The organism is Burkholderia sola (assembly GCF_905400185.1).
Taxonomy (GTDB): domain Bacteria; phylum Pseudomonadota; class Gammaproteobacteria; order Burkholderiales; family Burkholderiaceae; genus Burkholderia; species Burkholderia sola.
Genome location: NZ_FR989676.1, coordinates 1330175 through 1355727, shown reverse-complemented (window position 1 = coordinate 1355727; position 25553 = coordinate 1330175). Strand labels below are relative to the sequence as shown.

The 25553-nt window shown below is 68.5% G+C and carries 21 protein-coding genes; 10 read left to right on the top strand and 11 right to left on the bottom strand.

Features of this window, described 5'->3' with window-relative positions; genetic code table 11:
• The first annotated feature begins 19 nt into the window (after positions 1–19).
• Positions 20–895: an alpha/beta hydrolase gene (locus KR541_RS22595; RefSeq protein WP_176016393.1), complete on the top strand. Its 876-nt coding sequence runs from the start codon at positions 20–22 to the stop codon at positions 893–895.
• 28 nt (positions 896–923) lie between these two features.
• On the opposite strand, the gene KR541_RS22590 is transcribed toward KR541_RS22595, so the two are convergent.
• Positions 924–1154 (bottom strand): hypothetical protein, encoded by a 231-nt coding sequence (locus KR541_RS22590; protein WP_050012266.1) that lies wholly within the window; start codon positions 1152–1154, stop codon positions 924–926.
• A 207-nt stretch (positions 1155–1361) separates the two neighbouring features.
• The gene (locus tag KR541_RS22585) at positions 1362–2261 is read right to left on the bottom strand and encodes a hypothetical protein (RefSeq protein ID WP_050012265.1); all 900 of its coding nucleotides are present in this window, start codon (positions 2259–2261) and stop codon (positions 1362–1364) included.
• A 79-nt stretch (positions 2262–2340) separates the two neighbouring features.
• On the opposite strand from KR541_RS22585, the gene KR541_RS22580 reads away from it, so the two are divergent.
• The gene (locus tag KR541_RS22580; protein WP_216090001.1) at positions 2341–2679 is read left to right on the top strand and encodes a helix-turn-helix domain-containing protein; all 339 of its coding nucleotides are present in this window, start codon (positions 2341–2343) and stop codon (positions 2677–2679) included.
• 18 nt (positions 2680–2697) lie between these two features.
• On the opposite strand, the gene KR541_RS22575 is transcribed toward KR541_RS22580, so the two are convergent.
• The 7 genes from KR541_RS22575 to KR541_RS22545 form a co-directional block, all read right to left on the bottom strand.
• The gene (locus tag KR541_RS22575; RefSeq protein ID WP_080334168.1) at positions 2698–2937 is read right to left on the bottom strand and encodes a TonB family protein; all 240 of its coding nucleotides are present in this window, start codon (positions 2935–2937) and stop codon (positions 2698–2700) included.
• Positions 2938–2940: 3 nt separating this feature from the next.
• Complete coding sequence (pqqE, locus tag KR541_RS22570; protein WP_050012263.1) at positions 2941–4080, bottom strand: pyrroloquinoline quinone biosynthesis protein PqqE; 1140 nt, start codon at positions 4078–4080, stop codon at positions 2941–2943.
• Between the two features lies 1 nt (position 4081).
• Positions 4082–4363 (bottom strand): pyrroloquinoline quinone biosynthesis peptide chaperone PqqD, encoded by a 282-nt coding sequence (pqqD, locus tag KR541_RS22565; RefSeq protein ID WP_006480620.1) that lies wholly within the window; start codon positions 4361–4363, stop codon positions 4082–4084.
• Positions 4360–5079 (bottom strand): pyrroloquinoline-quinone synthase PqqC, encoded by a 720-nt coding sequence (gene pqqC, locus KR541_RS22560; protein WP_124631574.1) that lies wholly within the window; start codon positions 5077–5079, stop codon positions 4360–4362. Before pqqC ends, pqqD begins: the two co-directional genes overlap by 4 nt.
• A 2-nt stretch (positions 5080–5081) precedes the next feature.
• Complete coding sequence (gene pqqB / locus KR541_RS22555) at positions 5082–6005, bottom strand: pyrroloquinoline quinone biosynthesis protein PqqB (RefSeq protein ID WP_050012261.1); 924 nt, start codon at positions 6003–6005, stop codon at positions 5082–5084.
• A 60-nt stretch (positions 6006–6065) separates the two neighbouring features.
• Positions 6066–6140: a pyrroloquinoline quinone precursor peptide PqqA gene (pqqA, locus tag KR541_RS22550; protein ID WP_006485436.1), complete on the bottom strand. Its 75-nt coding sequence runs from the start codon at positions 6138–6140 to the stop codon at positions 6066–6068.
• 321 nt (positions 6141–6461) lie between these two features.
• The gene (locus KR541_RS22545) at positions 6462–8510 is read right to left on the bottom strand and encodes a sigma-54-dependent Fis family transcriptional regulator (protein WP_050012260.1); all 2049 of its coding nucleotides are present in this window, start codon (positions 8508–8510) and stop codon (positions 6462–6464) included.
• A 351-nt stretch (positions 8511–8861) separates the two neighbouring features.
• Between KR541_RS22545 and KR541_RS22540 the strand changes: the two genes are divergently transcribed.
• Positions 8862–9839, top strand: coding sequence for an alpha/beta fold hydrolase (locus KR541_RS22540; protein ID WP_239468993.1), 978 nt, complete (start codon positions 8862–8864; stop codon positions 9837–9839).
• A 54-nt stretch (positions 9840–9893) separates the two neighbouring features.
• Here KR541_RS22540 and KR541_RS22535 read toward each other — a convergent pair whose 3' ends face one another.
• On the bottom strand, positions 9894–12221 hold the full coding sequence (locus tag KR541_RS22535; protein WP_216089799.1) for a TonB-dependent receptor: 2328 nt from the start codon (positions 12219–12221) through the stop codon (positions 9894–9896).
• Positions 12222–12653: 432 nt separating this feature from the next.
• Here KR541_RS22535 and KR541_RS22530 point away from each other — a divergent pair, with 432 nt between their 5' ends.
• The 7 genes from KR541_RS22530 to KR541_RS22500 all read left to right on the top strand — a co-directional run bounded on the left by KR541_RS22530 (position 12654) and on the right by KR541_RS22500 (position 23105).
• The gene (locus KR541_RS22530) at positions 12654–14375 is read left to right on the top strand and encodes a methanol/ethanol family PQQ-dependent dehydrogenase (RefSeq protein WP_050012257.1); all 1722 of its coding nucleotides are present in this window, start codon (positions 12654–12656) and stop codon (positions 14373–14375) included.
• A gap of 91 nt (positions 14376–14466) precedes the next feature.
• Positions 14467–15672, top strand: coding sequence for a c-type cytochrome (locus KR541_RS22525; protein ID WP_089489651.1), 1206 nt, complete (start codon positions 14467–14469; stop codon positions 15670–15672).
• 103 nt (positions 15673–15775) lie between these two features.
• Positions 15776–16090 (top strand): high-potential iron-sulfur protein, encoded by a 315-nt coding sequence (locus tag KR541_RS22520; RefSeq protein ID WP_124631577.1) that lies wholly within the window; start codon positions 15776–15778, stop codon positions 16088–16090.
• Complete coding sequence (locus tag KR541_RS22515) at positions 16074–17966, top strand: sigma-70 family RNA polymerase sigma factor (protein ID WP_216089798.1); 1893 nt, start codon at positions 16074–16076, stop codon at positions 17964–17966. The genes KR541_RS22520 and KR541_RS22515 overlap by 17 nt, the downstream gene beginning before the upstream one ends.
• Positions 17967–18216: 250 nt before the next feature.
• The gene (acs, locus tag KR541_RS22510) at positions 18217–20199 is read left to right on the top strand and encodes an acetate--CoA ligase (RefSeq protein ID WP_213346221.1); all 1983 of its coding nucleotides are present in this window, start codon (positions 18217–18219) and stop codon (positions 20197–20199) included.
• Between the two features lie 215 nt (positions 20200–20414).
• Complete coding sequence (locus KR541_RS22505) at positions 20415–21485, top strand: porin (RefSeq protein ID WP_089489655.1); 1071 nt, start codon at positions 20415–20417, stop codon at positions 21483–21485.
• Positions 21486–21698: 213 nt separating this feature from the next.
• Complete coding sequence (locus KR541_RS22500) at positions 21699–23105, top strand: methyl-accepting chemotaxis protein (protein WP_050012251.1); 1407 nt, start codon at positions 21699–21701, stop codon at positions 23103–23105.
• 7 nt (positions 23106–23112) lie between these two features.
• Here the strand turns inward: KR541_RS22500 and pbpC are convergent, their stop codons facing one another.
• Positions 23113–25536, bottom strand: a complete 2424-nt coding sequence (pbpC, locus tag KR541_RS22495) for a penicillin-binding protein 1C (RefSeq protein ID WP_216089797.1) — start codon at positions 25534–25536, stop codon at positions 23113–23115.
• Positions 25537–25553 lie beyond the last annotated feature (17 nt).

Genomic DNA, 25553 nt, shown 5'->3' with positions numbered 1-25553 from the left:
ACGACACATGCAAGGATCGATGAACCTGGCACGTACTTTCTGGCTGCTACTGCTGCTCGCCGTCACGAGCCCTGCGTTCGCCTTTCATGCGCGGGTCGTCGCGATTCCAAGCGCCGCGATGAGCGAAACGCTGAAGGCCACCATCGTGCTGCCCGACGATTACGCACGCGACAACCACGGCGAGCGCTACCCCGTCGTCTATCTGCTGCACGGCTCGGGCGGCGACCATACCGACTGGACGTCGAACACGCACATCGCCGCGCTGGCCGACCGCTATCGCGTGATCCTCGTGATGCCCGACGGCGGACATGAAAGCTGGTACATCGACAGCCCGTTCGATTCGGGCAGCCGCTACGAGACCTTCGTCGGCGATGAAGTCGTGTCCTATGTCGACCTGCACTTCCGCACGATCGCCGCCCAGCACGCGCGCGCGATCACCGGGCTCAGCATGGGCGGCTTCGGCGCCCTGCGCATCGCGCTCGACCGGCCCGACACGTTCGGCGCGGTGGGCAGCATCAGCGGCGCGGTCGATCCGCGCTGCTGCACGGACGAGCCGGGGATCGCACACGTGTTCGGCGATCCCGATCGCCATCCGTCGTTCTGGAACCGAAACGTGATCGTCGAAAACGCGCGGGCATTCGTGCGCGCCCATCTCGACCTGACGATCGATTGCGGCCGCGACGACGCATTCGTCGACTCGAACCGCACGCTGCACGAACGGCTCGTCGCGCTCGGCGTGCCGCACGACTATGCGGAGCGGCCGGGCGGCCATACGTGGGACTACTGGGCGAATGCGATCCGCTACCAGATGCGGTTCTTCGCGACGTCGTTCCAGCATCGCGGCTATGCGTACCGTGCCGCGCCGCCTGCACCGGGTATGACGCGCGCGGGCTGACGCACGAAAAAGAGAAACGACGAAGCCGTCAGTTGCCGTGCGTGGTGTCCGCGCCGACGACGCGATCGAAGAATTCCTGCGCACGCGCCAGCTCGTCGAGCGCGCGATCGAGACGCGACATCGCGCGTGCGTATTCGGCCGACGAGCCGTCGTCGTCGCTTTCGCCGCGCACCGCGCGAAACGCCTGATCGACGTTGCGCGTCGCTTCGACGAAGCGTTGTGCGGCCCGGGCTTCCGGCGAACAGATGTGGGTCGACATCGACACTCCTCCGTCAGGATTGCAGTGTGAAGCACGCCGACGCCCAGTGTGCGTGGTACGCATGTCGGCGACGTGAACCACGACCCGTCGCGTGTCGACGCATCGGCCGCCGCACCGCGCGCTTCGTGCCGATTGTCGCTCCGCGCTCGTCGATCCGCTACGGCGAGATTGCAACAAATTCTTGCGCGAACGGCGTCGCGCCCGGCGTCACGCGCGCCCGATGCGCGGATGCGCGAGCCCGGCGAACGCGGCCGCCTCGCCCGGCGACAGGTCGAACAGATCGCCGGTGAGATCGCGCGGATGCTCGGCCGCCGGCCGGTTGCGCAGGCGCGCGACATGCGTGGGCGCCACGTACGCGGCCGCCGTTTCGAGCGGCGGCACGTCGAACAGATCGCGCGTGACGCCGCGCACGGCGTCGGTCGGCGAACGGCCGCGCAAGCGCGCGACCAGCTCGACGAAGCGATCGAAATCGCCCGCGCGCGTGGCCTTGTTCACTTCCGCGAGATCGCGCGCCTTCAGCACGCATGGCTGCGCGAGCCGCACGAAATACGGTGCCTCGAGCTCGACCGACAGCGCGAGCGGATAGCTCTTGCCCGTCTGCTCCTTCGCACGCCCGATGCAGTCAACCACGGCCGCGCCCTGCGCGGCGCCCAGCGGCCTGCCCGTGCTCACGCTGCGCAGATGGTCGGGAAACACGCGCAACTGCGTACCGACCGTCAGCGCGGTGGACGACGCGCACACGAGCGCGTAATGCTGCTCGCGACGCCGGCCCGACGGCAACGTCGAGCGGCTGGCGATGAACGTGTGCGGCGGCAACGGCCGCACCTGACCGCTTGCGTCGACCCACGCATTCCACAGCAGCGCGTCCTTGCGCTCGCCCGCGCGCGGACGCGACGCGACCGGCGAAAACAATGCGAGCAGCGAACCCGTGCGATGCGCGGCGACTTGCGCGCTGCTGCCGAGCGGCTGGTTGATGCCCCACAGAAAACGCCCGCCGCCGAGCCGGCGCTCCCATTCCTTGCGGAGCACGACGGTCGGCAATTCCTCGCCGGACTCGGCGCCGATCTTGGTCCAGCAGAACGTGGGTGGGAGGTGTTTCAGTGTCATCAACTTTCTCGGGGATACAGCCTCGCTGCTGACAGCAAGCCCATTCAACAGCCGTAACTGTATAGGTATAATGCATCGCATGGAAGCCCCGGACCAAGATTTTCCCGTTCAAGACCTGTTGCGCCGCTTGATGGCAGACACACGCTCGTCCAGCGAAATTGCGCGACTTTCCGGGGTCAGCCAGCCAACCGTGTCGCGCCTTCGGCTGTCGAACGGGCGCCGGCTGCGCCGCAGCACGCCATTCAACAAGCTATGCAGTTTCTATGGCGTCGATACCGAGCCGTCGCGGCGCCGGTACAACGACCTGCTGCGCGACGCGATCGTCGACGCGTGGGACGGGTCGGACGAGCACGGGCGCGCGCTGCTGGTCGTGATTCAGGGGCTGAAGGGTTTGCAGGCGAAGGCGGACGACGGGTGATGTCGCCAACGTGCCCGGTCATTCATCGGGATTGAACGGGATCGGCGCGCGCGCCCGCATCGGCGACGGCGCGCCGTTTTCTACGTGTGTGGCGCAGCGGCTCGCCAGCGCCGCATCGCGCGCGGCAGCATCGAGGCGCGGATAGCCGCTGCCGGTCACGACACGCGCGGCGACCACCCGGCCGGCCGCATCGGTTTCCAGTTCGACGAGCGCGGCGCCGTGTTCGCCCCTGCCGTCGTCCTGGCGGCGCCGCGTCAGCCGTCAGCCGTCGCACGCCGCGCTGCATTGCGCGAGCGAATTCTCCTTGCTGCGAAAAACCAGCGGCTGCTCGTCACGCGGCGCGCGACGTCGCGCGAACTGCACTGCCTGTTCGATCTGACCGTGATGAGCCGACTTCGCACACACCGGATCGGCTTCCTTCGGATCGCCGGCCAGCAGGTACGCCTGACACCGGCAACCGCCGTGATCCGCATGCCGCTCGTCGCACGTGCGACACGGCTCGCGCATCCAGTCGTCGCCGCGAAATGCATTGAACGCATCGCTGTCGTACCAGATGTCCCGCAGCGAGCGATCGCGCACGTTCGGCAGCGCAAGCCCCGGCAGCGACCGCGCGGCATGGCACGGCAGCGCGGTGCCGTCCGGCGCGACGCCGAGGAACACCGAGCCCCAGCCGTTCATGCACGCCTTCGGGCGGCGCTCGAAATAGTCGGGCACGACGAACAGGATCTTGCAGCGCTCGCCGATCAGCTTCCGATAGCGGTTGACCGTGTCCTCGGCCTCGCGCACCTGCTCGACGGTCGGCATCAACTGGTCGCGATTGAGCATCGCCCAGCCGTAGTACTGCGTGTTCGCGAGTTCCAGGTAATCCGCGCCGAGATCGAGCGCCATCTCGATGATCTGCCCCACGTGCGGCAGGTTGTAGCGATGCAGCACGCAGTTGAGCACCATCGGGTAGCCATGCGCCTTGATCAGCCGTGCGACGTCGCGCTTCAGTTCGAACGTGCGCGTGCTGGTCAGGAAATCGTTCAGCTCGCGCGTCGAATCCTGCAGCGACAACTGGATGTGGTCGAGCCCGGCGGCCTTGAGCCGCTCGATGCGCGCGACGTTCAGCCCGATGCCCGACGTGATCAGGTTCGTATAGAAGCCGAGCCCGCGCGCATGCGCGACGAGCGTCTCGAGGTCGCCGCGCTGCAGCGGCTCGCCGCCCGAGAAGCCGATTTGCGCGGCGCCGAGCGCGCGCGCATCGCTGATGACCGTGCGCCACGCGTCGGTGTCGAGTTCCGCGCCGTGCGTCGCGAAGTCGACCGGGTTGTAGCAGAACGCGCAGTGCAGCGGGCAGCGGTACGTGAGTTCCGCGAGCAGCCACAGCGGCGCGGACGGATGGGGCGTGTCGGGTGTCATGTCAGTCCAGCCAGCCGCGCAGTCGCGCATGATCGAGGAAACGGTAGACGTCGGTCGCGAGATCCGATTGCATGAACAGGCGCTCGAGCTCGCCGATGATGTCGTCCAGTTCGCGCGTGCCGTCGCAGCGCGCGAGAATCTCGCCGGCGCTCGGGTTGAGCTTGACCATACCCTCCGGATAGAGCAGCACGTACGCATCCTGGGCCGCCTCCCATTGCAGGCGGTACATGCCCCTGAGGCAGGGGCGCAGCGGCACGCCGCTGGCGGCTTCGATCGCGTTCATAGGGGGTAGGCCTTTTCGACGGCGTCGAGCATCGACCACAGGATGTCGAGCTTGAATTGCAGAATGCCGAGCGCGCGCTGCTGCGCGTCCGGTGTCGTGAAATGCTGCAGCGTGACCGCGAGCCCATGCGCGACGTCGCGCTGCGCGAGCGGCACGCGGCTGCGAAAGTAATGCAGCCCGGCCGGCTCGATCCACGGGTAATGCGACGGCCAGCCCGCGAGCCGGTCGAGATGGATCTGCGGCGCGAACATCTCGGTCAGCGACGAGCACACCGCTTCCTGCCACGGCGCGCGCCGCGCGAAGTTCACGTACGCGTCCACCGCGAAACGCACGCCGGGCAGCACGTGTTCGAGCGACCACAGCTCGTCACGCGTCAGACCGCATGCCTCGCCGAGCCGCACCCACGCCTCGATGCCGCCTTCGTTGTCGCCCTGCCCGTCGTGGTCGATCAGCCGCTGGATCCAGCGGCGCCGCGTTTCGCGGTCGGGGCAGTTCGACAGGATCGCCGCATCCTTGAGCGGGATGCAGATCTGGTAATAGAAGCGGTTCGCGACCCAGCCGCGGATCTGCGTGGGCGAACAGGCGCCGCTGTTGAGCCGCCGGTTGAACGGATGATGGATGTGATAGCGCGATTCGAGCGCACGCAGGCGCGCCTCGAATTCGGTCGCGGTCCAGGGCGTCGCGTGCAACGCCGTAGCGGGGATCGGTGCGTTCATCGTCAGACCTGGAATTGCATGCCGTCGTGCGCGACGTCGATGCCGTGCGCGCGCAGGTGCGCGTGCTCGACGGAATGCGGATCGAGAATCGGGTTCGTGTTGTTGATGTGCGTGAGCACCTTGCGCGTGCGCGCGGGCAGCGTATCGAGCCAGTCGATCATGCCGGGCCGCCCGGGTTCCGCGCACTGCGCGAGATGTCCCATGTCGGCCGCGTGCTTGCCCGACAGGCCGAGATCGATCATCTCGGTGCCGGTCCAGAACGTGCCGTCCACCAGCACGAGATCGACGCCGTCCATGGCCGCACGTACCTCGTCGGTGACCGACGCGAGCCCCGGCGCATAGAACGCGCGCCGCCCGCTCGCGACGTCTTCGATCGACAGCGCGATGTTGTCGCCGGGCGCGGCCGACGCGCGTCGCGGCGAATAAGGCGGCGGCTTGCTGTCGACGGCGAGCGCGGTGAAACGGATCCCGCTCGCGGCCGGCACCGCGAACGGCTCGCCGGGCACGATCGTGTGCGCGGCCACGCCGCAGTAATGGCCGAGCAGCGGCACGAGCGGCAAGCCGGTCGACAGGTCGTCGAGCACCGGCGCGCTCGCGTAAAGCGGCAGCGGCGTCGAACGCTCGCGCAGCATCAGCAGGCCCGTCACGTGATCGATCTGCGCGTCGCACAGCACCACGGCGGCAATGCCGCTGTCGCGAATCGCGCGCGCCGGTTGCAGGTCCGGATCCGCGCGCAACTGGGAAAGGATGTCGGGCGACGCGTTGACGAGGACCCAGTCGACGCCGTCGTCGCTGACCGCGATCGACGACTGCGTGCGCGGCAGCACATGGCCGCTTCCGCTGCGCGCACGGCGGCAGTTCGCGCAATTGCAGTTCCATTGCGGCAGCCCGCCGCCGGCTCCCGAGCCGAGTATCTTGATCTTCATGGCGTCAGCTCCCGAGGCCGCCCGCGCCGATCACGGCGAAACGGGCGGCACGCACGGCGATCAGCGGTTGGCGATGTACATCGTGATTTCGAAGCCGAAACGCAGGTCGGTGTAAGACGGTGTCGTCCACTGCATGGTGTGTCTCCTGTCTGAATTGATGAGTCGATGAGTCGATGCGTTGCTGGATGAATCGAACGACCGCGGCAATCGAGCGGTCGGTTTCTATTCAGCAAGGAGCGTGCCGAAGCCGCTTTTCGGCGGCCCGGCGGCGGTAGACGGCCATCATCCGGGCATCGCGGCGGAATCCTTACGAATAGCCGACACGATTCGCGCGAATGCGTTCCGCCACCCCGGCGGAACGCTGTCCGCGCGTGGTCACAGGTGTTGAATCGTTGAACACCGGTGTTGCAACTTGACACACCGGCTGTGACAGGTCGCGCGCAGCGCGACGGCGCGTCAGCTTTCGTCGGACGGCTGGCGCCCCGCGTCGGCGGCGGGCATCTTCCGGTAGATCGTGTTGCGCGAGACGCCGAGCGCGCGCGCCGCGGCGGACACGTTGCCGCCGTGACGGGCCAGCGCGGCGGCGATCGCGGACGCGGCGACGTCCTGCAGGCGCGCATCGACGGAAGGCAACGCGTCCGCGGCGCCCGGCCCGGCCGCGGTGCTCGCCGCGGCGGGCGAATCGGGCGTGGCCGGCACGGCCTGCCCGGTCTGCACGGCATCGCCGCGCCGCAGGTCATCGAAGAAGTCGTCCGGCAGGTGCTCGCGCCGGATTTCGCCATCGTCGTCGACCATGGCCGCCGCCGTGCGCAGCAGGTTGCCGAGCTGGCGGAAGTTACCCGGCCACGTGCAGCGCACGAACAACTCCATGACGTCCGGCGCGACGGACAGCGGCGGCCCGCCCGGCCCCGCGAACGCCTCGCGTTGCAGCATCTTCTGCACGACGACCGCGAGATCCGTGCGGTCGCGCAACGGCGGCAGGCGCACCACGAGGCCGTTCAGCCGGTAGTAGAGATCCTCGCGGAAACGGTTCTGCGCGATCATCTCGCGCAAGTCGCGGTGCGTCGCGCAGATGATCGCGATGTCCACGGCAATCGTCTTCGTCGACCCGAGCGGGTTCACGAGGCGCTCCTGCAGCACGCGCAGCAGCCGCACCTGCAGCGGATACGGCATGTCGCCGATCTCGTCGAGGAACAGCGTGCCGCCGTTCGCCTGCAGCAGCTTGCCGATCGCCCCCTTGCGGCGCGCGCCGGTAAATGCGCCCTCCTCGTAGCCGAACAGCTCGGACTCGATCAGCGTCTCCGGAATCGACGCGCAGTTGACCGCGACGAACGGCGCGTCGCGCCGCGGCGAGTCGTTGTGGATCGCCTGCGCGAGCAGTTCCTTGCCGGTGCCGGTCTCGCCGGTGATCAGGATCGGGATGTCCTTGCCGATCACCTTGCGCACCTTCGCGATCACGCACGCGACCTGCGCATCGCCGGTGTCGAGATAGTTGAGCCGCGACAGGCCGGCCGACGTGCCGGCCGCCGGCGCGGGCGCCGCGTTCGCGCGTGCGGCCGGCGCGCCCGCGTCGTGGACGTCCGTCGGCCGGCTGCCTTCGGCGAGCGTCGCGCGGCGGAAGTGCACGCGCGCGCAGACCACCGCACCGTTGCCGAGATTGAGCATCAGGTGCCGGTCGGTGCTCGCGCGCATGCGGTCGATCAGCTGCGCACTGGTGACGTCGAACAGCGACGACAGCGTGTGCGCGCGCAGCGCCGAGAGCGGCATGCCGAGCTGGAACTGCGCGCTGCGATTGGCCGACAGGAAGCGCCCGTCGGCGGTGAACGCGACGATCCCCTCCATCAGCGTGCCGAGGAACTCGGGGCGGCCATGAAACGACACCTGCAGCGTTTCCTGAAAGGTCGTCGTAAACAGGTGATTCTCGATCATCTGCACCGACATCTTCGCGAGCGCCATCGTATGCTGGTGATAGCTGCGGTGGTCGCCCGTCACGTCGAGCACGCCGATCGCGTCGCCGTACGGATCGAGGATCGGCACGCTCGAACAGGTCAGGAAGCGGTTCGCGGCCAGGAAGTGCTGGTCGCCGTGGACGACCATCGGGCACAGCTCTGCCAGCGCCGTGCCGATCGCGTTGGTGCCCTGCCGGCTCTCCGCCCAGTTCGCGCCCGGGCGCAGCGCGACCTTCTCCGCGCGGCGCAGGAAATCGTCGTCGCCGATCGAATGGAGGATCAGCCCTTCCGCATCGGTCAGCACGATCATGCTCTGCGTGTTGACGATCTGCTCGTGCAGCGTCTCCATCACCGGCATCGCGTGCACGCACAGCACCCGGCTCTGCTCGCGCTTGAGCACCAGCGCCGCGTTCGACAGCACGTCGTAGTCGGGTCGTGCCGATACCTGGAGGCCGAACGTCTCCGAGCGCTCGTGGGCCTTCTGGATCGACGGCGCGGGCCAGCCAGCGGGATGCGCGGCCCGTGACCCGGCCGCCTGCTCTACGTCATCGCGCATTGTCTCCTCCGGGGGATCCTTCCGGTCAACTGCCGGACTCTTTGCCGTCATTGCAAGCAAGCATCGGGCCACGCGGGCGCCGCGCGATAAATTGAAAGGACGATGTAATCAATCATCCGGGCGCGGCCGGGCGTGTCGTGTCGCGTCGCGCGACGGGCAGGCCTTCGTGATACCGCGAATTCCCGACGCGTGACTACCCGTGCGAATCCGGATCCTCGCGGCTGGCGCGTTTCTGGCTTTATCGCAGAACCCGTCCGGCCGCTGCCCGGCCGCGTGACGGTTGCCTTCCGATTCCGCCCGAACCCTATCGACATGACGCGTCGCCCGATTCGATCCACGCCGTCGCCTGCCATGCGGGCCTTGCCCGACGCATCGACGTCACCGCCCACGCCCGTTCGCCGACACCTGCACCGGGACGCGCAATCGATCGCGTTCGCCGTGGCCGGCGCCGCGCAAGGCCATCCGGTCGTCGTACTGCACGGCGGGCCCGGCAGCGGCAGCCAGGCCGGCATCCTGCGGCTGTTCGACCTTGCCCGCGTGCGCGTCGTGCTCGTCGACCAGCGCGGCGCGGGCGCGTCGACACCGCGCGGCGGCACGCGTCACAACGACACCGCGCGGCTGATCGCGGATCTCGAAGCGGTGCGCGAACAGCTCGGCATCGCACGCTGGGGCGTCGTCGGCGGATCGTGGGGCGCCGCGCTCGCGCTCGCATATGCAGGCACGCATCCGGAGCGGGTGACGGGCGTCGTGCTGCGCGGCCTGTTCCTGACGTCGCCACGCGAAGTCCGTGGACTCTTCGTGACGTCCCGCACGCGCGCGCCGCGCGAATGGCGGCGCCTGCATGCCGCGGCCGGCGGCGGCCGGCCGGAGCGACTGCTGTCGCGCTGCGCTGCGGGGCTGCGCCGCGGCGCGAGCACAACCCGGCAGCGCATAGTCGCGCTCGCGTGGCACGCATACGAAAACGCGATCCTCGCGTCAGTACGCACACGCCGCTCGCCCGTGCGCCCGATTCGGTCCCAGAAGACCGTCGGCCGGCTGATCGACAAATACCGGATCCAGGCGCACTACCTGCAACACGATTGCTGGCTCGGCGAGCGCCGCGTACTCGCGCTCGCGCGACGGGCCGCACTGGCCCACGTGCCGCTGTTCGCCGCGCACGGGATGGACGATCCCGTTTGCCCGGTCGGCAACGTCGAGCGCCTCGCGCGCGCCGTGCCCGACGCGACAATCGAACGCGTGAAGGCCGGGCATCTGGCAAGCGATCCCGCATTGGCGCGCAGCGTCGCCCGCGCCGTGAATGCGATGTTCGCGACGGTGCCGTTCACGTGACGACCCGGCGCTCGTTCGTGTCGCGACGGGACCGCACACGCAGCCGCATCACGCTCAATCCCACGCATAGCGCATGCCGACCCACGCGCCGCGCGGCGCGCCCGGCCCGACGAACTGCTCGTTCACCGGATTGGCGCCGTCGAACGTATGGTTCGCCCCGTTGAAGAAATTCTGGCCCAGTGCGCCGAAGCTCGCGTAGCGCTTGTCGAACAGGTTCGTCACGCTCGCGAACACCTCGAACCGCTTCGTGACCCGGTAACGCATGTCGAGATCGACCAGCACGTAGCCGGCGATCCGGCCGTTCACGTCGCCGTTGTTCTCGTCGCCGCGCGCGTACACGCCGCTACGCCACACGACGTTCGCGCCGATGTCCCACGCGGACGTCGCCGCATAGTCGAGCCGCAGTTTCACCGTATGCGCGGGAATGCCGGGGATGCGGTCGCCCGGCTTGACCGTCACGTTGCCGTTCGCGTCGGCCGCCGAATTGGCGGGGCTGTGTTCGGTCCACGACGATCGGTAGGTCGCATCGACATGGCTGTACGACAGCCCGACACCGAGCGGGCCGAACCGCGTGCGGCCGGCGAGCTCGATCCCCTGCCGCCGCGTATCGCCGACGTTGCGGAAGTAGCCCTGCGCGCTGGCCGGGCTGCTGATGAACTGGATGTCGTCGGTCAGCGTCGTGCGGTAGGCCGCGGCGCTCCAGGTCGTCGCCGTGCCGATGCGACCGCGCACGCCGGCTTCGAACGTCTTCGAGATCACCGGCTTGAGCGCCGGGTCGGCGATGAAGTCGTTCGGCAGCGAACACGGCGCGGCCGGGTCCGCGCACGCGAGTTCGATCGCGGTCGGCGAACGCATGCCTTCGTTGTAGGCCGCATACGCGGTGAAGCCCGCGACCGGGTTCCAGTTGAGCCCGACCGCCGGGTTGAAGCGCGAGAACACATGGGTGCCGTCGAGTAGCGGCTGCACGCCGCTCTCGTCGCCGATCTGCGCTTTCGACCAGTCGTAGCGGCCCGACAGCGTCAGCGTCCAGTGCGGCGTCAGCGACAGCGCGTCGCTCAAGTACACGCCGACATTCGCGTTGCGCGTCTTCGCGCTGGTCCGCGGGACGAAATCGCCGATGCCGATCGCCGCGCGCGCGTCGGTGAAAGACGCGTCCTGCGATGAGGCAACGTAGCTCGAGTTCGCGACATCGGCCGAGACGCCCGCGACCAGCCGGTTCGCCATCCCGCCGAGCTTGCCGAGCAGCGTGAGCTGCACGCTGCCGCCGTAGCTGTCGGTGACGATCGTCGATTGCGCGTTACTGCCCTGCATCGTGTCGACCGTGCCATCGTCGTCCACCGATCCGTAATCCGTATTGTTGTTGCTGCTCGTGTTGACGTTGCGCAGGTGCCGGTAGTACGCATTGCCGCTCAGCTCGACGTCTTCGCCGAAAAAGCGCTCGCCCGACAGCGTCAGGTAGCCCGCGCTGTTGCGGTTCCGGTCCGGATACGTATATGCCTGCTTCCGGTTGTCGAGGAACGAGCGCGGGATCGTCTGGGTGCCGGACAGCGTGTTGTCCGCGCCGCCTGCGGCGATCGACAGCGTCGTGTCCGCATCGGTGTAGCGCAGCTTGCCGAACGCCTGCCGCACGCGGCTCGCGTTATGGTCGGCCCAGCCACCGTCGTTCGCGACGTTTGCAGTCGCGTAATAGTCCAGATTCGAGCCGATCGTCCCGCCCTGCTCGACGCTGGCGGTCTTGCGGCCCCATGAGCCGCCCGACACCTCCGCTTCGCCGCCCGGGCTCGACCTGCCGTTCTTCGTCGTGATCGCGAGCGCACCGCCGAGCGTGTTGAGCCCGTACACCGGGTTGGAGCCCGGAATCAGCTGCACGCGGTCGATCGCCTGCGTGGGCAGGATGTCCCAGTTCACGACGTCGCCGAACGGCTCGTTCACGCGCACGCCGTCGACGAACACCGACAGCCCCTGCGGCGTGCCGAGCAGCGGCGACGCGGTGAAGCCGCGATAGTTGACGTCCGTCTGGTACGGGTTGCCCTGCGCATCCGAGATCGTCACGCTCTGCAGGTTCGCCGCGAAGAAATCGGCGAGCGTCGCGCGGTGCTGCGCGTCGAGTTCCGCCGCGCGCACCGTCTGCACGTTCGCCGGCACCTCCGACAACGGCGTGCCGATCCCAAGCAGCGGCGTCGTGCCGACGACGACCACCGCGGGCAGCACGATGGCCGGCTCGGGTGGCGCGATCGCGCTGCCGTCGGCCTGCTGCGCGCGCACGCTGCCGGGCGGCAGGCCGAACAGCGCCAGCGCGCCGACGGTCGTGCCGATGCATCGCGCACGCCGGCCGCGCCGCGTCGCGCCGGCGCGCACGGCGCCATTTGGTCTCCTGATCATTCCGTTGTCTCCGCACTTGTTTTCCGCCGGGCCGCGCGATGCACCGCGCGGCGCCGGGTTGTCGCGAAGCCCGCGTGCGAGAACCGTGCCAGCGCCGCGAGCGCAAGCGGTGCCCGCCGCGTCGCCCCTCGCTTTGCGAAACGCATGCGTTCGGCCGATGTCCCGCTGTTCTACGGACTGCGCCACCTGTCATGTTTGGCAACACTTCCCGCGCGACGGTGTACCTGAATGCAACACCTGCGCCGACGCCACGGCGCGGGTCGTCGATCGGCCCATCGCAAGCGATACGCCGGTGTGCCGCGCCACACCGGCTTCCTGCCGCGATGGCATGCGATTTGCGTGACGGGCAGTGCACTCGGCCCGGAAACCCCAACCGTGCCGGCGCGACGAATCGTTCGCGGCGGTGCGACCACAATGACCCAGGAGACAACCATGAAGAAACTCTCGGCTTCAGCGAGCCGGCTGGCGACGATCGGCATCGCGGTGGCAGCCGCCGTCGCGCTGAACCCCGGCCTCGTCGAAGCGGCCGCGGACTACCCGGCCGTGACCTACCAGCGCCTGACCGATGCACACGGCGATCCGGGCTGGCTGACCTACTACCGCACCTACGACGGCCGCTCGCATTCGCCGCTCAAGCAGATCGACCCGTCGAACGCGAAGGATCTCAAGCAGGTGTGGGCGTACAAGTTCCCCGCCGACCTGAAGCAGGGCTTCGAGGCCACGCCGATCGTCAACGGCAACTACCTGTTCGTGACGACGCCGAAGGACAACGTCTACGCATTCGATGCGAAGACCGGCAAGCAGCTGTGGAAATATGAGCCGAAACTCGGCGCGGCCTCGTTCAAGACCGCGTGCTGCGACGTCGTCAACCGCGGCGTCGCGCTGTACGGCAAGAACGTCTACATCGCGATGCTGAACGGCGAAATCGCGGCGCTCGACGCGCAGACCGGCAATCTCGTGTGGAAGAAGCAGATGTTCGAACCGGGCCTCGGCTACGCGTTCTCGCTCGCGCCGCTCGCGATCGACGGCGCGATCGTCGTCGGCACGTCCGGCGGCGAATACGGGATTCGCGGCTACATCGCCGCGCTGAATCCGGAAGACGGCTCGCAGGTCTGGAAACGCTACACGATCCCCGCCGCCGGCGAAAAGGGCGCGGAAACCTGGCCCGACGGCATGCAGAGCCACGGCGGCGGCGCCGCGTGGCTGACCGGCACGTACGACGCCGCGTCGCGCACGCTGTACTGGGGCGTCGGCAACCCCGGCCCGTGGCTCGCGGCGCTGCGCCCCGGCGACAACCTGTATTCCGACTCGCTGCTCGCGCTCGATGCGAAGAGCGGCAACCTGAAGTGGCACTACCAGTACACGAACAACGACACGTGGGACTACGACGGCGTGAACGCGGCCGTCCTCGCGGACATCAAGTACAAGGGCAAGGACTACGACGCGATCATTCACGCGGATCGCAACGGCTTCTTCCATGCGATCGACCGCACGACCGGCAAGCTGATCTACGCGACGCCGTTCGTGAAAGCGTTGTCGGTCACCGGCTACACGGAAGACGGCAAGCCGATCCAGGACGCATCGAAGTTCCCGAAGGCCGGCACGACGATCGAGACGTGCCCGAGCTTCCTCGGCGGCAAGAACTGGTGGTCGATCTCGTACGACCAGGAACGCAACATCGCGGTCGTGCCCGCGCTGCATGCGTGCATGAGCCTGACCGGCAAGTCGGTCAGCTACATGGAAGGGCTGCCGTATCTCGGCGAAGGCTTCGAGATCAAGCCCGAACCGGGCAGCGAAGGCTACGGCGAACTGACGGCCATCGACGTGAACACCGGCAAGAAGCTGTGGAGCCACTGGTCGAAGAAGCCGTGGAACGGCGGCGTCGCGACCACGGCGAGCGGCCTCGCGTTCAGCGGCTCGCTCGACGGCCACCTGTACGCGTTCGATACGGCGACCGGCAAGGTTCTGTGGGAAAGCCCGCAACTGGCGAGCGGCATCATTTCGCAGCCGTCGGTGTACGAGGTCGACGGCAAGGAATATGTCGCCGTGCTCGCCGGCTATGGCGGCGCGAACCCGATCTGGGGTGGCCCGATGGCGGACATCGCGAAGGACGTTCCGCGCGGCGGCACGCTCTACGTGTTCGCGCTGAACTGACCCGGCGCTACGGCCGAATCGCGCCCGAGTCGCGCCCGCATGCGCCCGATGCGGGCGCGACGCCCCACCCGCTTCAACCGGACACACCACCATGAATACTCGCCTCACTTCCGTTACCGTCGCCAGTCTGCTCGCCGTGGGCGTGGCGCTGACACCGGCAGCCGCGTCGGCCGGCGTGCGCGTCTGCACGCTGCCCGGTAGCCCGACCACTGCGCTCGACCGCTCCGTTGCGCGCGAAGTGTTCCGCGCCGCGGGCATCGCCGCGACCTTCAACACACGCGGCGTAGACGACAACGGCGACGACGACGGCATCTCCGCCAGCGAGCTGACGAAATCGCTCGAACGCGACTGCGACGTGATCGCCGGTTTCCCGCGTTCGGCGATCGCCGATGCGTCGGGATCGAAAATGACGTTCTCGCAGGGCTATCTGCGCTCAGGCTACGTCAGCGTGTCGCTGCCCGATGCGCCAGCGCCGTCCGGCGCCAAGGAAACGATCGCGGCCACGTACGGCAGCCCGTCGCAACTGATCGCCGCGCAGCAGGCGAACGCACGCTTCGACCTCGAGAACACGAGCGAGAAAACGATCGGCGCGCTCGCCGCGGGGCGCGCGCAGCGCGCGATCGTCTGGTACCCGAGCGTCGTCGCGTACGAGCGTGCCCATCCGAAACAGCGGTTCAAGGTGGCGGCGACGTCGTCGCCATACTCGGACTGGCAACTGTCGTTCGCATTCGGGCCGGGCAAGGACGCGCTGCAAAAGCGCATCGACGCGACGCTGTCGCAGATGAGCGGCAACGGCCGTCTCGCGTCGCTCACGCGCGGCTGGACGCTTCCCGCCGACATCGCGCAAGCCGCCGCCACGCACGCGCCCGGCCGGTTTCTCGACGGCGCGATCGCGTCCGCGCAGCGGCCGGCAAGGAGCGGCTTCATCAAGGTGTCGACGAGCGAAGGCAGCGGCGTCCCGTCGTTCGACCAGGCGCAGGTGCAGCACGGCAAGAAGCTCTACGGCGACGCGTGCGCGAAATGCCACGGCGACCAGCTCGAGGGCAATACCGCGCCCGCGCTGAGCGGGGAATCGTTCGCGCCCGAGGGCAAGTCGCACATCACGGTCGGCGGCATCTTCCTGTACATGTCGAGCAACATGCCGGCCGATCGCCCCGGCAAGATGAGCGCACAGGAATACGAGGACCTGATGGCGTTCCTGCTCTACTCGAACGGCTACGACGCGTCGCAGAGCAAGCTGACCGCCGATATCGCCAACGCGTCGAAGGCGCCGCTCATCGCCGGGCCGCGCAAGTAACTTTCCCGCCCGCTTTCGTTTCGGTCGACCGCCGCGCCGGGCAGCCTGCCCGGCGCGCGGGCCCGGCTTTTTCTTTTCATTTCATTTCGTTCAGGACGACATCATGATCTCCCGCCATCGCAGAACCTTCATCGTGCAGGCCGCCGGCCTGTGCGCCGCGCTCGCGGCCGGCACGCGCGCCTTCGCGGCCGCCCCGCCCGTCGACGAAAACGACGCGACAGCGAAGACGCTCGGCTACCGCGCAAAGGCGACGACCGTCGACTCAGGCAAGTTCCCGAAGTATCAGGCGGGTCAGACGTGCTCGAACTGCCGCTTCTACAAGGCTGCCGCGGGCGAAGCCGTCGGCACGTGCCCGATGTTCGCGGGCAAGACGGTTGCCGCCGAAGGCTGGTGCAACGTCTATGCGAAGCTCGCTTGATGCCGGGCCCGCCCGCGAGCGCGACGACGCGTCGCGTCGCGGCGCGGACGCCGAACGCGCGGTGCATCTGCATGCGCTGATCGCGCTGGGCATCGACCGCGGATACGTGACGCACGGCGAAATCGCCGATGCGTTGCCCGATGCGTTGCCGGATAACGCGGCCGAACGCGCGGATGTCGACGCAGCCGCGTCGATGCTGCGCGAGTTCGGCATCGACGTACGCGAGCATGCCGGCGAGCACACTGGGTGGACGCTCGACCGTCATTTTGCGCAGGTGTCGGAGGTGGCGTCACCGCTCGCCGACGCATCGACGCCGCTCGCGGCCGACGACCTGCTCGCGGGCCGGACCAACGATCCGGTCCGGCTCTATCTGCGGGAAATGAGCGCAACGCCGCTGCTCGAACGCGACGAAGAGATCGCGCTCGCGCTCCGTCTGGAAAGCGGACGCGCCGCCTGCATCGACGCATTGAGCCGCGATCCGGCGGCGCTCGCGACCGTCGCGGCGATCGCGGACGACATCCGTGCCGGCAAGGCGGCGGCGTCGGTTTACGTGACGGGGCTTACCGGTGAGATCGAATCGCCTGCAAGTACGCCGTCGATGTTGCCCGACGATCCGGCCATGGCGTCGCCGGCGCCGGACGATGCGGCCGGCCCTTCCGTCGACAGCGACGCGTGGCGCGATACGGTCGTCGAAGCGCTCGAGCGCGCCGGTGCGCTGGCGCCGGCCATGCAGCATGCATTGCACACGGACGGTTTCGCGTCGGCCGCCAGCCGGGCGCTGCTGCGCGAAGCGGCCGCGTTGACCGGCGCCATCCGCTTCACGTCACGCGCGATCGAACGCATCGGACAGGCGAACCGCGAGCGCGCGACCCGAGCGCGCACGTTCGAAAAGCGGCTCGTCGACACGCTGGCCGCTGCGGGCATACATGCCGAATCCGCGCGCCACGACCTCTTCGCGCCGTGCGACGACGTATACGCATGGCTGCACGCATGCGGCACCGCGCATCCCGACTGCGCCGGCGCCCTCGCCCGCCATGCGCCGGCGCTAATCGACGCGCGCGGCGCGCTCGCGCGCGTCGCCGCTCAGTCGCCGTTGCCGCTCGACATCGCGATCGCGCTCGACGCGCGGTGCTCGCGTATCGAGCGGGCGATGCAACCCGCGAGAACGAAGCTGTTCCAGAGCAACCTGCGGCTCGTCGTGTCGGTCGCCAAACGCTATGCCGATCGCGGCCTGCCGTTCTCCGACCTGATCCAGGAAGGCAATATCGGGCTGATGAAGGCCGTCGATCGCTACGATCACCGGCGCGGCTTCAAATTCTCGACCTATGCGACCTGGTGGATCCGGCAGGCGATCACCCATGCGCTCGCCGATCTGGGCCGCACGATACGCGTGCCCGCGCATACGGTCGATACGCTCAACAAGCTGTCGCGGCTCGCACGCATCCATCGGCAACGAACCGGCGACGTCGCCGACGCGCGCGCGCTTTCCGCGCAGATGCGGCTGCCGGTCGACAAGGTGCGCGAGCTGATGGGCATCGTGCGCGAACCGATCTCGGCCGACCTGCCGGTTTCGCCCGATCACGACCTCACGCTGTGCGACGTCACGATCGACCCCGACGCGCCGACGCCGGAAGAAGCCGCGAGCGCCGGCCAGTTGCGCACGGCGGTCGCGGCGCTGATCGATTGCCTCCCCGCGCGCGAAGCATGGATTCTTCGCCTGCGCTACGGGATCGACGTCGACAACGAGTATTCGCTGCGCGAGATCGGCCGGCAACTGAACCTGTCGGCCGAACGCGTTCGTCAGCTCGAGGTGGCGGCGCTCGAACGCATCCGGCAATTCCGGCACGCACCAGCGCTGCGCTCGCTGCTCGCCTGACGCGCCCGCGCCGGGCGAGCACGCGACGGCTCGCACACCGAACTGCTCAGGACTGCAACACGCCTGCTGCATTTGTGAACGCCGCACCGCATCGCGCTACCGTCCGCAAACCCGACGGTTTGGCTGGATCGGGCGTCACGCGCCCGGCTGTCGCGGCTTTCGCCGCAGCCGCGCACCGGTCGCGCAACTGGCACGCATGTTGCGTTTTCCCAGGCACCGTCAGGAATTACACGAACGCAGGGAGACTCGCTTGTCCAAGATCGAATCGGTTCTTCACGAAACCCGTCAGTTCGCGCCGCCCGCGGCGCTCGAGCAGACGGCGACCATTTCCGGCATGCCGGCCTATCGCGCGCTCGTCGCCGAGGCCGAGCAGGATTACGAAGGCTTCTGGGCGCGTCTCGCGCGCGAGGGCCTCACGTGGCACAAGCCGTTCACGACCGTGCTCGACGAGCGCAACGCGCCGTTCTACAAGTGGTTCGACGACGGCGAGCTGAACGCGTCGTACAACTGCCTCGACCGCCACGTCGAAGCCGGCCACGGCGAACGCGTCGCGGTGATCTTCGAGGCCGACGACGGCACCGTCACCCGCGTCACCTATGCGGATCTCCTCGCGCGCGTGTCGCGCTTCGCGAATGCGCTGAAGCAACGCGGCATCGGCAAGGGCGATCGGGTCGTCATCTATATTCCGATGTCGATCGAAGGCATCGTCGCGATGCAGGCCTGCGCGCGCATCGGCGCGACCCACTCGGTCGTGTTCGGCGGCTTCTCCGCGAAATCGCTGAACGAGCGGCTCGTCGACGTCGGCGCGGTCGCGCTGATCACCGCCGACGAGCAGGCGCGCGGCGGCAAGACGCTGCCGCTCAAGAGCATCGCCGACGAGGCGATCGCGATGGGCGGCTGCGAAGCGGTCAAGAGCGTGATCGTCTATCGCCGCACCGGCGGCCAGATCGACTGGCATGCGGATCGCGACCTGTGGATGCACGAGCTGACCGACGGCGAGTCCGACCGCTGCGAACCGACCTGGGTCGGCGCCGAGCATCCGCTGTTCATCCTGTACACGTCGGGCTCGACCGGCAAGCCGAAGGGCGTGCAGCACAGCACGGGCGGCTACCTGCTGTGGGCCGCGCAGACGATGAAGTGGACCTTCGACTGGAAACCCGACGACGTGTTCTGGTGCACGGCCGACATCGGCTGGGTCACGGGCCACACGTACATCACGTACGGGCCGCTCGCATGCGGCGGCACGCAGGTCGTGTTCGAGGGCGTGCCGACGTATCCGGACGCCGGCCGCTTCTGGAAGATGATCGACGATCACAAGGTCACCGTGTTCTACACCGCGCCGACCGCGATCCGTTCGCTGATCAAGGCGGCCGAGGCCGACGACAAGGTGCATCCGAAGAGTTACGACCTGTCGAGCCTGCGCATCATCGGCACGGTCGGCGAGCCGATCAATCCGGAAGCGTGGATGTGGTACCACAAGCACGTCGGCCACGAGCGCTGCCCGATCGTCGACACGTGGTGGCAGACCGAAACCGGCGGCCACATGATCACGCCGCTGCCGGGCGCGACGCCGACCGTGCCGGGTTCGTGCACGCTGCCGCTGCCGGGCATCATGGCCGCGGTGGTCGACGAGACGGGCCAGGACGTGCCGAACGGGCAAGGCGGGATTCTCGTCGTCAAGCGGCCGTGGCCCGCGATGATCCGCACGATCTGGGGCGATCCCGAGCGTTTCAAGAAGAGCTATTACCCGGAAGAGCTCGGCGGCACGCTCTATCTGGCCGGCGACGGCACCGTGCGCGACAAGGAGACCGGCTACTTCACGATCATGGGCCGGATCGACGACGTGCTGAACGTGTCGGGCCATCGGCTCGGCACGATGGAGATCGAGTCGGCGCTGGTATCGCATGAACTGGTTGCCGAGGCGGCGGTGGTCGGCCGTCCGGACGATACGACGGGCGAGGCGGTGGTCGCATTCGTCGTGCTGAAGCGTTCGCGCCCGGAAGGCGACGAAGCGGCGGCGCTCGCGAAGACGCTGCGCGACTGGGTCGGCAAGCAGATCGGGCCGATCGCGAAGCCGAAGGACATCCGCTTCGGCGACAACCTGCCGAAGACGCGCTCGGGCAAGATCATGCGGCGCCTGCTGCGCTCGCTCGCGAAGGGCGAGGCGATCACGCAGGATACGTCCACGCTCGAGAATCCGGCCATCCTCGAGCAGTTGAACCACGCGATGTGACATCGCCCGCCACGGCGGGCCTATCGCGTCACCGCGGCGCCGGAGCACGACCGCTTGCCCGTTCATCACGCCGGGCGCGCGGCCGCGCTCGCGCCGGCGACGAGCATCGCCGTGCGTTCCCCGACGGCACGGCATGCAGGCGGATCGCAGCACTTTCGCCACTGCATTTTTAATTAGTCGTACGTATTACAACACTCACAAAACGGAGACAGACGATGAAGGGAATGACACGGACGATGTGCGCGGCGCTGCTTGGCGCGGCCGCAAGCACCAGCAGCTTCGCGCAGAGCAGCGTCACGCTGTACGGCGATCTCGACGCCGCGTTGCTCTATACGAGCCGATCGCTCGATTCGGCAACCGGCGGCAACGCCGGGCGCCAGTTCGCGCTGACCGACACGGGCATGACGCCGACCAACTTCGGCATCACGGGCACCGAGGATCTCGGCGGCGGGCTGCACGCGCGATTCAAGCTGGAAAGCGGCTTCAACATCACGGACGGCGCGTTCGGCCATTCGAACGGCAACTTCTTCGGCCGTCAGGCGTGGGTCGGGATCGACGGCGGCTTCGGCGAGACGAAGGTCGGCCTGCAGTTCTCGCCGTTCGTGCTCGCGATCCTCGGATCGGATCCGCGCAACGTCTCGCACTTCGGGGCCGCGCTGGTGCCGTACGTCGACAACGTGCTCGTCACGGGCCTCTTCAACCCGAACGCGATTTCGTACACGAGCCCGACGATCGCCGGGCTGACGGCCAGCGCGATGTTCGGCTTCGGCGGCAAGGCCGGCGACTTCCAGGCGGGACGCCAGTATTCCGGCAGCCTTACCTATACGAACGGCGGCTTCATGCTCAACGCGGCGCTCTACGACGGCAACGGCGGCACGACGCCGACGCCGGTGCCGAGCACGGTCGCGTTCGTCGGCCGCACGATCGGCGCCGCCTATACGTTCGGGCCGGTAACCGGCAAGGCGTCGTTCACGAGCTACAAGGTCGCCGGCTCGTTCAGCAACAACGTGTATAGCGCCGGCCTCGACTATCGCGTCACGCCGGCCCTCGACCTGAACACGGGCGCGTGGTACACGACCGACCGCAACGATTCGCACAACCATTCGCTGCTCGCCGCGATCGGCGCCGACTACAGCCTGTCGAAACGAACGGGCCTGTATGCACAGGTCGGCGTGGTCAACAACCACGGCGCGATGAATACGGGCCTCGGCATCACGGGCGGTGCGTTGTACGGGTTGCCGGGCACGACGGTCGGCGTCAACGCCGGCATCCATCACGTGTTCTGATATCCCCCGAGGACGGGCGGCCACCACGCGCTGCCCGTCCGGCCACGGAAACGTCGCGCAAACGCCCCGCCCGGCGCGGGCCCGGTCATCCTGCGCACCGATCTCGATGTTTACCCGACCTCAAGTCCTCGGCCGCGCGGCCGTCAAGTCAGGAACGCATGCGCAACATCCGCCGGGAACCCGGCGCGCGTGCCCTCAAGGAGACCCACCAACGTGAACTTCTTCGGAATCGGCCGCGGCCGCCGTTCGTCGCGCGCGCTCGTCGGCGACATCGCCGAACAGGCCGGCAGGCTCGGCATCGAGATCTGCGACGTATCGGGCCACGTCGAGGAAGTCGCGGCACGCGTCGCCCGGCAGGCGGAGGTCTGCCATACGCTGCGCGAATCGGCCGCCGTCACGCTGCGCGGCAACCACCGGATCGCCGAGGCCGCGCAGCAGGTGCGCGACGTCAGCGCCAATGCGTCGAACGCGGTCCGGCAGTCGCAGCAGACGATCGAGGCGTCGCTCGCCGACATTCACGGCCTCGTCGAGGGCGTCACCACGATCAGCGACCAGATGGGCGCGCTGCGCGACGCGCTCGGTCACGTGCGGGCGGTGTCCGAGGAAATCTCCGTCATCGCGAGACAGACCCACCTGCTCGCGCTGAACGCCGCGATCGAGGCCGCGCGCGCCGGCGAGTCGGGCCGCAGCTTCGCGGTCGTCGCGGCCGAGGTCAAGAACCTGTCCGCGAAAACCGGGCAGGCGACGGCCCAGATCGAGACGACGCTCGCGCGGCTCGCCGAGCAGACCGAACACCTGCTCGCGGAAGGCACCGACAACGCCGCCCGCGCGCATCGCGTGCGCGAGGGCACGCGCACGATCGGCGAGGTCGTGCACGCGACCGGGCACGCGATCACCGAGCTCGCGGGCGAAGCCGAACAGATCGCGTCGTTGACGGACGAGATCGAGGCGCAGTGCCACCGTCTCGACGAGCAGGTGGGCGAGATGGCGTCCGGCGTCGAGAATTCGGCCGACAACTTCTCGCAGGCCAAGGACCGCCTCGGCAATCTGCTCTCCGTCTCCGAGACGCTGATCGAGCTCACCGCCGCGACCGGCATCGAATCGCCGGACACGCGCCTGATCGACACCGCACGGAGCACGGCCGCCAAGATCGGCAAGCTCTTCGAGGACGCGGTCGCCCGCGGCGATATCGCACTCGACGCGCTCTTCGACGCGCACTACGAACCGATTCCGGGCACCGACCCGCAACAGTTCATGACGCGCTTCACGGCGTTCACCGATCGCGTGCTGCCGGCGATCCAGGAGCCAGTGCTCGACGTCGACCCACGCGTCGTCTATTGCGCGAGCTTCGACCGGCAGTGCTACCTGCCGACCCACAACCGCAAGTTTTCCCTGCCGCAGCGTGCGGACGCCGCGTGGAATGCGGCAAATTGCCGAAACCGCCGGATCTACACGGACCGGACGGCGCGCATGTCCGTCGCGCATGACAAGCCGTTCCTGTTGCAGACCTATCGGCGCGACATGGGCAACGGCCAGTTCGTGCTGATGAAGGACGTGTCCGCGCCGATCGTCGTCGGCGGACGGCCGTGGGGTGTGCTGCGCATCGGCTACACGGTCTGAACCGGCGCTACTGCTCCAGTCCCACGCCCAGCGGCCGCTGGTCGCTGCGCCCGTGATCGTCGACCACCCGCACCGTATAGCTGCCGGCCGTGCGCGGCTGCCAGAACAGCGCGTCGCCCGGCCCGCTGCGGCCGACATACGCGTCGTTGACGAACCAGTACAGCGCATGCGCGCTCGCATCGGCGGTCGCGTTGAACGCGATGCGCGTGTCGTCGGTGCTTTTCACGCGCATCGCATACGTACTGCCGCGCAGCGGCGACGTGATGCGCGGCGGGTCGCCTTCGACCTGCCCGGCATCGCGACAATCCGCATTCTGCGGCGGCCGCCGGCGCGGAATGCCGGCCTGCGCGAACACCTGCTGCAAGTCCGACGGCCAGAACTCGAAGACCTCCGTATGCGTGCGCTTGCCGTCGTACGGCGGGCACGCGGCCTTCCCCGTCGCGTCGTCGATCACGACGGGCCGGTGCACGGTGCTCACCCGGATCGGCGACGTGCCGGGGATGAACCACGTCCAGCCTTGCTGCGGACACCACTCGTTCGGCAGATCGCCGCTCGCGAGGCAGATGCGCACGCGCTTCAGTTTCGGCGGCACCGCGCGCGGCGGCTCGACGACGGCCCGCTCGGCATTCAGCGCATCGACGACCTGAAAGAACAGCGGCGCGGCCGCATCGACACCGACGAACGCGGTATTGGTCGAATTGTCGAAATTGCCGACCCACACGACCAGCACGTACGGGCCGAACACGCCGGCCGTCCACGCGTCGCGGAACGACCATGACGTGCCGGTCTTCCAGTACACGGGCACGCTCGACGGCTGCGCGCCGCTCGTCTCGTCGGGGCGCAGGTGCTGGCGCAGCATGTCCATCGTCATGTAGCTCGCTTCGGCGCTGAGCAGGCGCCGGCCGGGCAATGCCGGCTCGTCCGCGCGCAGCCGCAGCGGCCGGAACTCGCCGCGGTTCGCGAGCATCGCGTACAGCGCCGCGAGATCCTGCATCGTCACTTCACCGCCGCCGAGCACGAGCGCGAGCCCGTAGTGCTGCGCGCTTGCGAGCCGGCGCACGCCGGCGTCCTGCAGGAACCGGTACAGGTCGGGCGACTTGAGCTGCGACGCGACCCATACGGCCGGCACGTTGCGGCTGCGGTTCAGCGCGTCGGTCGCCGTGATCGGCCCGAGGAAATGACCGTCGAAGTTCTCCGGCGCATACGGGCCGAACGACGTCGGCACGTCGCGCAGCACGGTCTGCGGATGCAGCACGCCCTGGTCGAAGCCGAGCGCATAGATGAACGGCTTGAACGTCGAGCCCGGCGAGCGCCGCGCGAGCGTGCCGTTCACCTGCCCGTCGATCGTCCGGTCGAAGAAGTTCGCGGAGCCGACCAGCGCCTTCACGCCCATGTCGCGCGTATCGACGAGGATGGCCGCCGCGTTGCGCACGCCGCGCGTATCGTTGCGCGCGACGTAGCGTGAAATCTGCCGTTCGAGCGTGCGTTGCAGGTCGAGATCGAGCGTCATCGCAAGACGGGCGCCGCCATCGCCGTCGCGGTTGCCATCGTCCGCCGCGCCGCTCGACGTCGTACGCCACGCGCTGCGCGCGGCCAGCGCCTGGTCGACCGCATGCGGCGCGTCGAACGGCAACGCGGACAGCGGCCGCATCGCGAGCGGCAACGCGAACAACGGCTTGAGCGACGCATCGCCCGGGTGCTTCGTCAGCCAGCGCGCATAGAGTCGATTGCGCGACGCGGCCAGCGCACGGTTGATCTCGTCCTGCCCGCCGCGCACGCGTCGCGCCGGGTCCTGCGGAATCACCGCGAGCGCGAGCGCTTCGGGCAACGTCAGCGCGTCCGGCATCCGGTCGAAATAGACGACGCTCGCGGTGCCCGCGCCTTCGACGTTGCGGCCGTACGGCGCGTCGTTCAGATACGCTTCGAGAATCTGCCGCTTCGAGTAGAACAGTTCGAGCTGCACCGCGCGGGCAACCTGCTCGAGCTTTCCGGCCGGCGTGCGCGTGTTCAGCTTCCACAGCGAGCGAGCGAGCTGCATCGTCAGCGTGGAGCCGCCCTGCGGATTGCCGCCGCGCACGTACGTGATCCACGCACCGCGCGCGAGCCCGTACGGATTGAAACCCGGATGCCACCGGAACCAGCGGTCCTCGTGCAGCATCACCGCTTCGACGAGTTGCGGCGACATCCGGTCGAGCGGCACCCACAGCCGGTAGCGGTCGTCCTTCGCGAGCGTCAGGCGCAGCAGCCGGCCTTGAGCGTCCGTCACCGCGACCGACGACGGTTTCCAGTCGCGCAGCGGCGGATGCGGCCACAGCCGGCACGCGGCCAGCGCGGCGAACCCGAGCAGCGCGCCGACGAGCCAGTTCTGCCAGCGATGCAGCCAGCGGCCGGCGCCGTGCAGCGCGCGCCGGAGCACGGATGCGTCAGCCACGCGCGGCCGCTCCTGGC

Excerpts from the sequence above, each read along its gene's own strand:
- KR541_RS22595 (WP_176016393.1), top strand. The coding sequence starts at position 20 with ATGAACCTGGCACGTACTTTCTGGCTGCTACTGCTGCTCGCCGTCACG.
- KR541_RS22590 (WP_050012266.1), bottom strand. The coding sequence starts at position 1,154 with ATGTCGACCCACATCTGTTCGCCGGAAGCCCGGGCCGCACAACGCTTC.
- KR541_RS22585 (WP_050012265.1), bottom strand. The coding sequence starts at position 2,261 with ATGACACTGAAACACCTCCCACCCACGTTCTGCTGGACCAAGATCGGC.
- KR541_RS22580 (WP_216090001.1), top strand. The coding sequence starts at position 2,341 with ATGGAAGCCCCGGACCAAGATTTTCCCGTTCAAGACCTGTTGCGCCGC.
- pqqE (WP_050012263.1), bottom strand. The coding sequence starts at position 4,080 with ATGACACCCGACACGCCCCATCCGTCCGCGCCGCTGTGGCTGCTCGCG.
- pqqD (WP_006480620.1), bottom strand. The coding sequence starts at position 4,363 with ATGAACGCGATCGAAGCCGCCAGCGGCGTGCCGCTGCGCCCCTGCCTC.
- pqqC (WP_124631574.1), bottom strand. The coding sequence starts at position 5,079 with ATGAACGCACCGATCCCCGCTACGGCGTTGCACGCGACGCCCTGGACC.
- pqqB (WP_050012261.1), bottom strand. The coding sequence starts at position 6,005 with ATGAAGATCAAGATACTCGGCTCGGGAGCCGGCGGCGGGCTGCCGCAA.
- KR541_RS22545 (WP_050012260.1), bottom strand. The coding sequence starts at position 8,510 with ATGCGCGATGACGTAGAGCAGGCGGCCGGGTCACGGGCCGCGCATCCC.
- KR541_RS22540 (WP_239468993.1), top strand. The coding sequence starts at position 8,862 with ATGCGGGCCTTGCCCGACGCATCGACGTCACCGCCCACGCCCGTTCGC.
- KR541_RS22535 (WP_216089799.1), bottom strand. The coding sequence starts at position 12,221 with ATGATCAGGAGACCAAATGGCGCCGTGCGCGCCGGCGCGACGCGGCGC.
- KR541_RS22530 (WP_050012257.1), top strand. The coding sequence starts at position 12,654 with ATGAAGAAACTCTCGGCTTCAGCGAGCCGGCTGGCGACGATCGGCATC.
- KR541_RS22525 (WP_089489651.1), top strand. The coding sequence starts at position 14,467 with ATGAATACTCGCCTCACTTCCGTTACCGTCGCCAGTCTGCTCGCCGTG.
- KR541_RS22520 (WP_124631577.1), top strand. The coding sequence starts at position 15,776 with ATGATCTCCCGCCATCGCAGAACCTTCATCGTGCAGGCCGCCGGCCTG.
- KR541_RS22515 (WP_216089798.1), top strand. The coding sequence starts at position 16,074 with ATGCGAAGCTCGCTTGATGCCGGGCCCGCCCGCGAGCGCGACGACGCG.
- KR541_RS22505 (WP_089489655.1), top strand. The coding sequence starts at position 20,415 with ATGAAGGGAATGACACGGACGATGTGCGCGGCGCTGCTTGGCGCGGCC.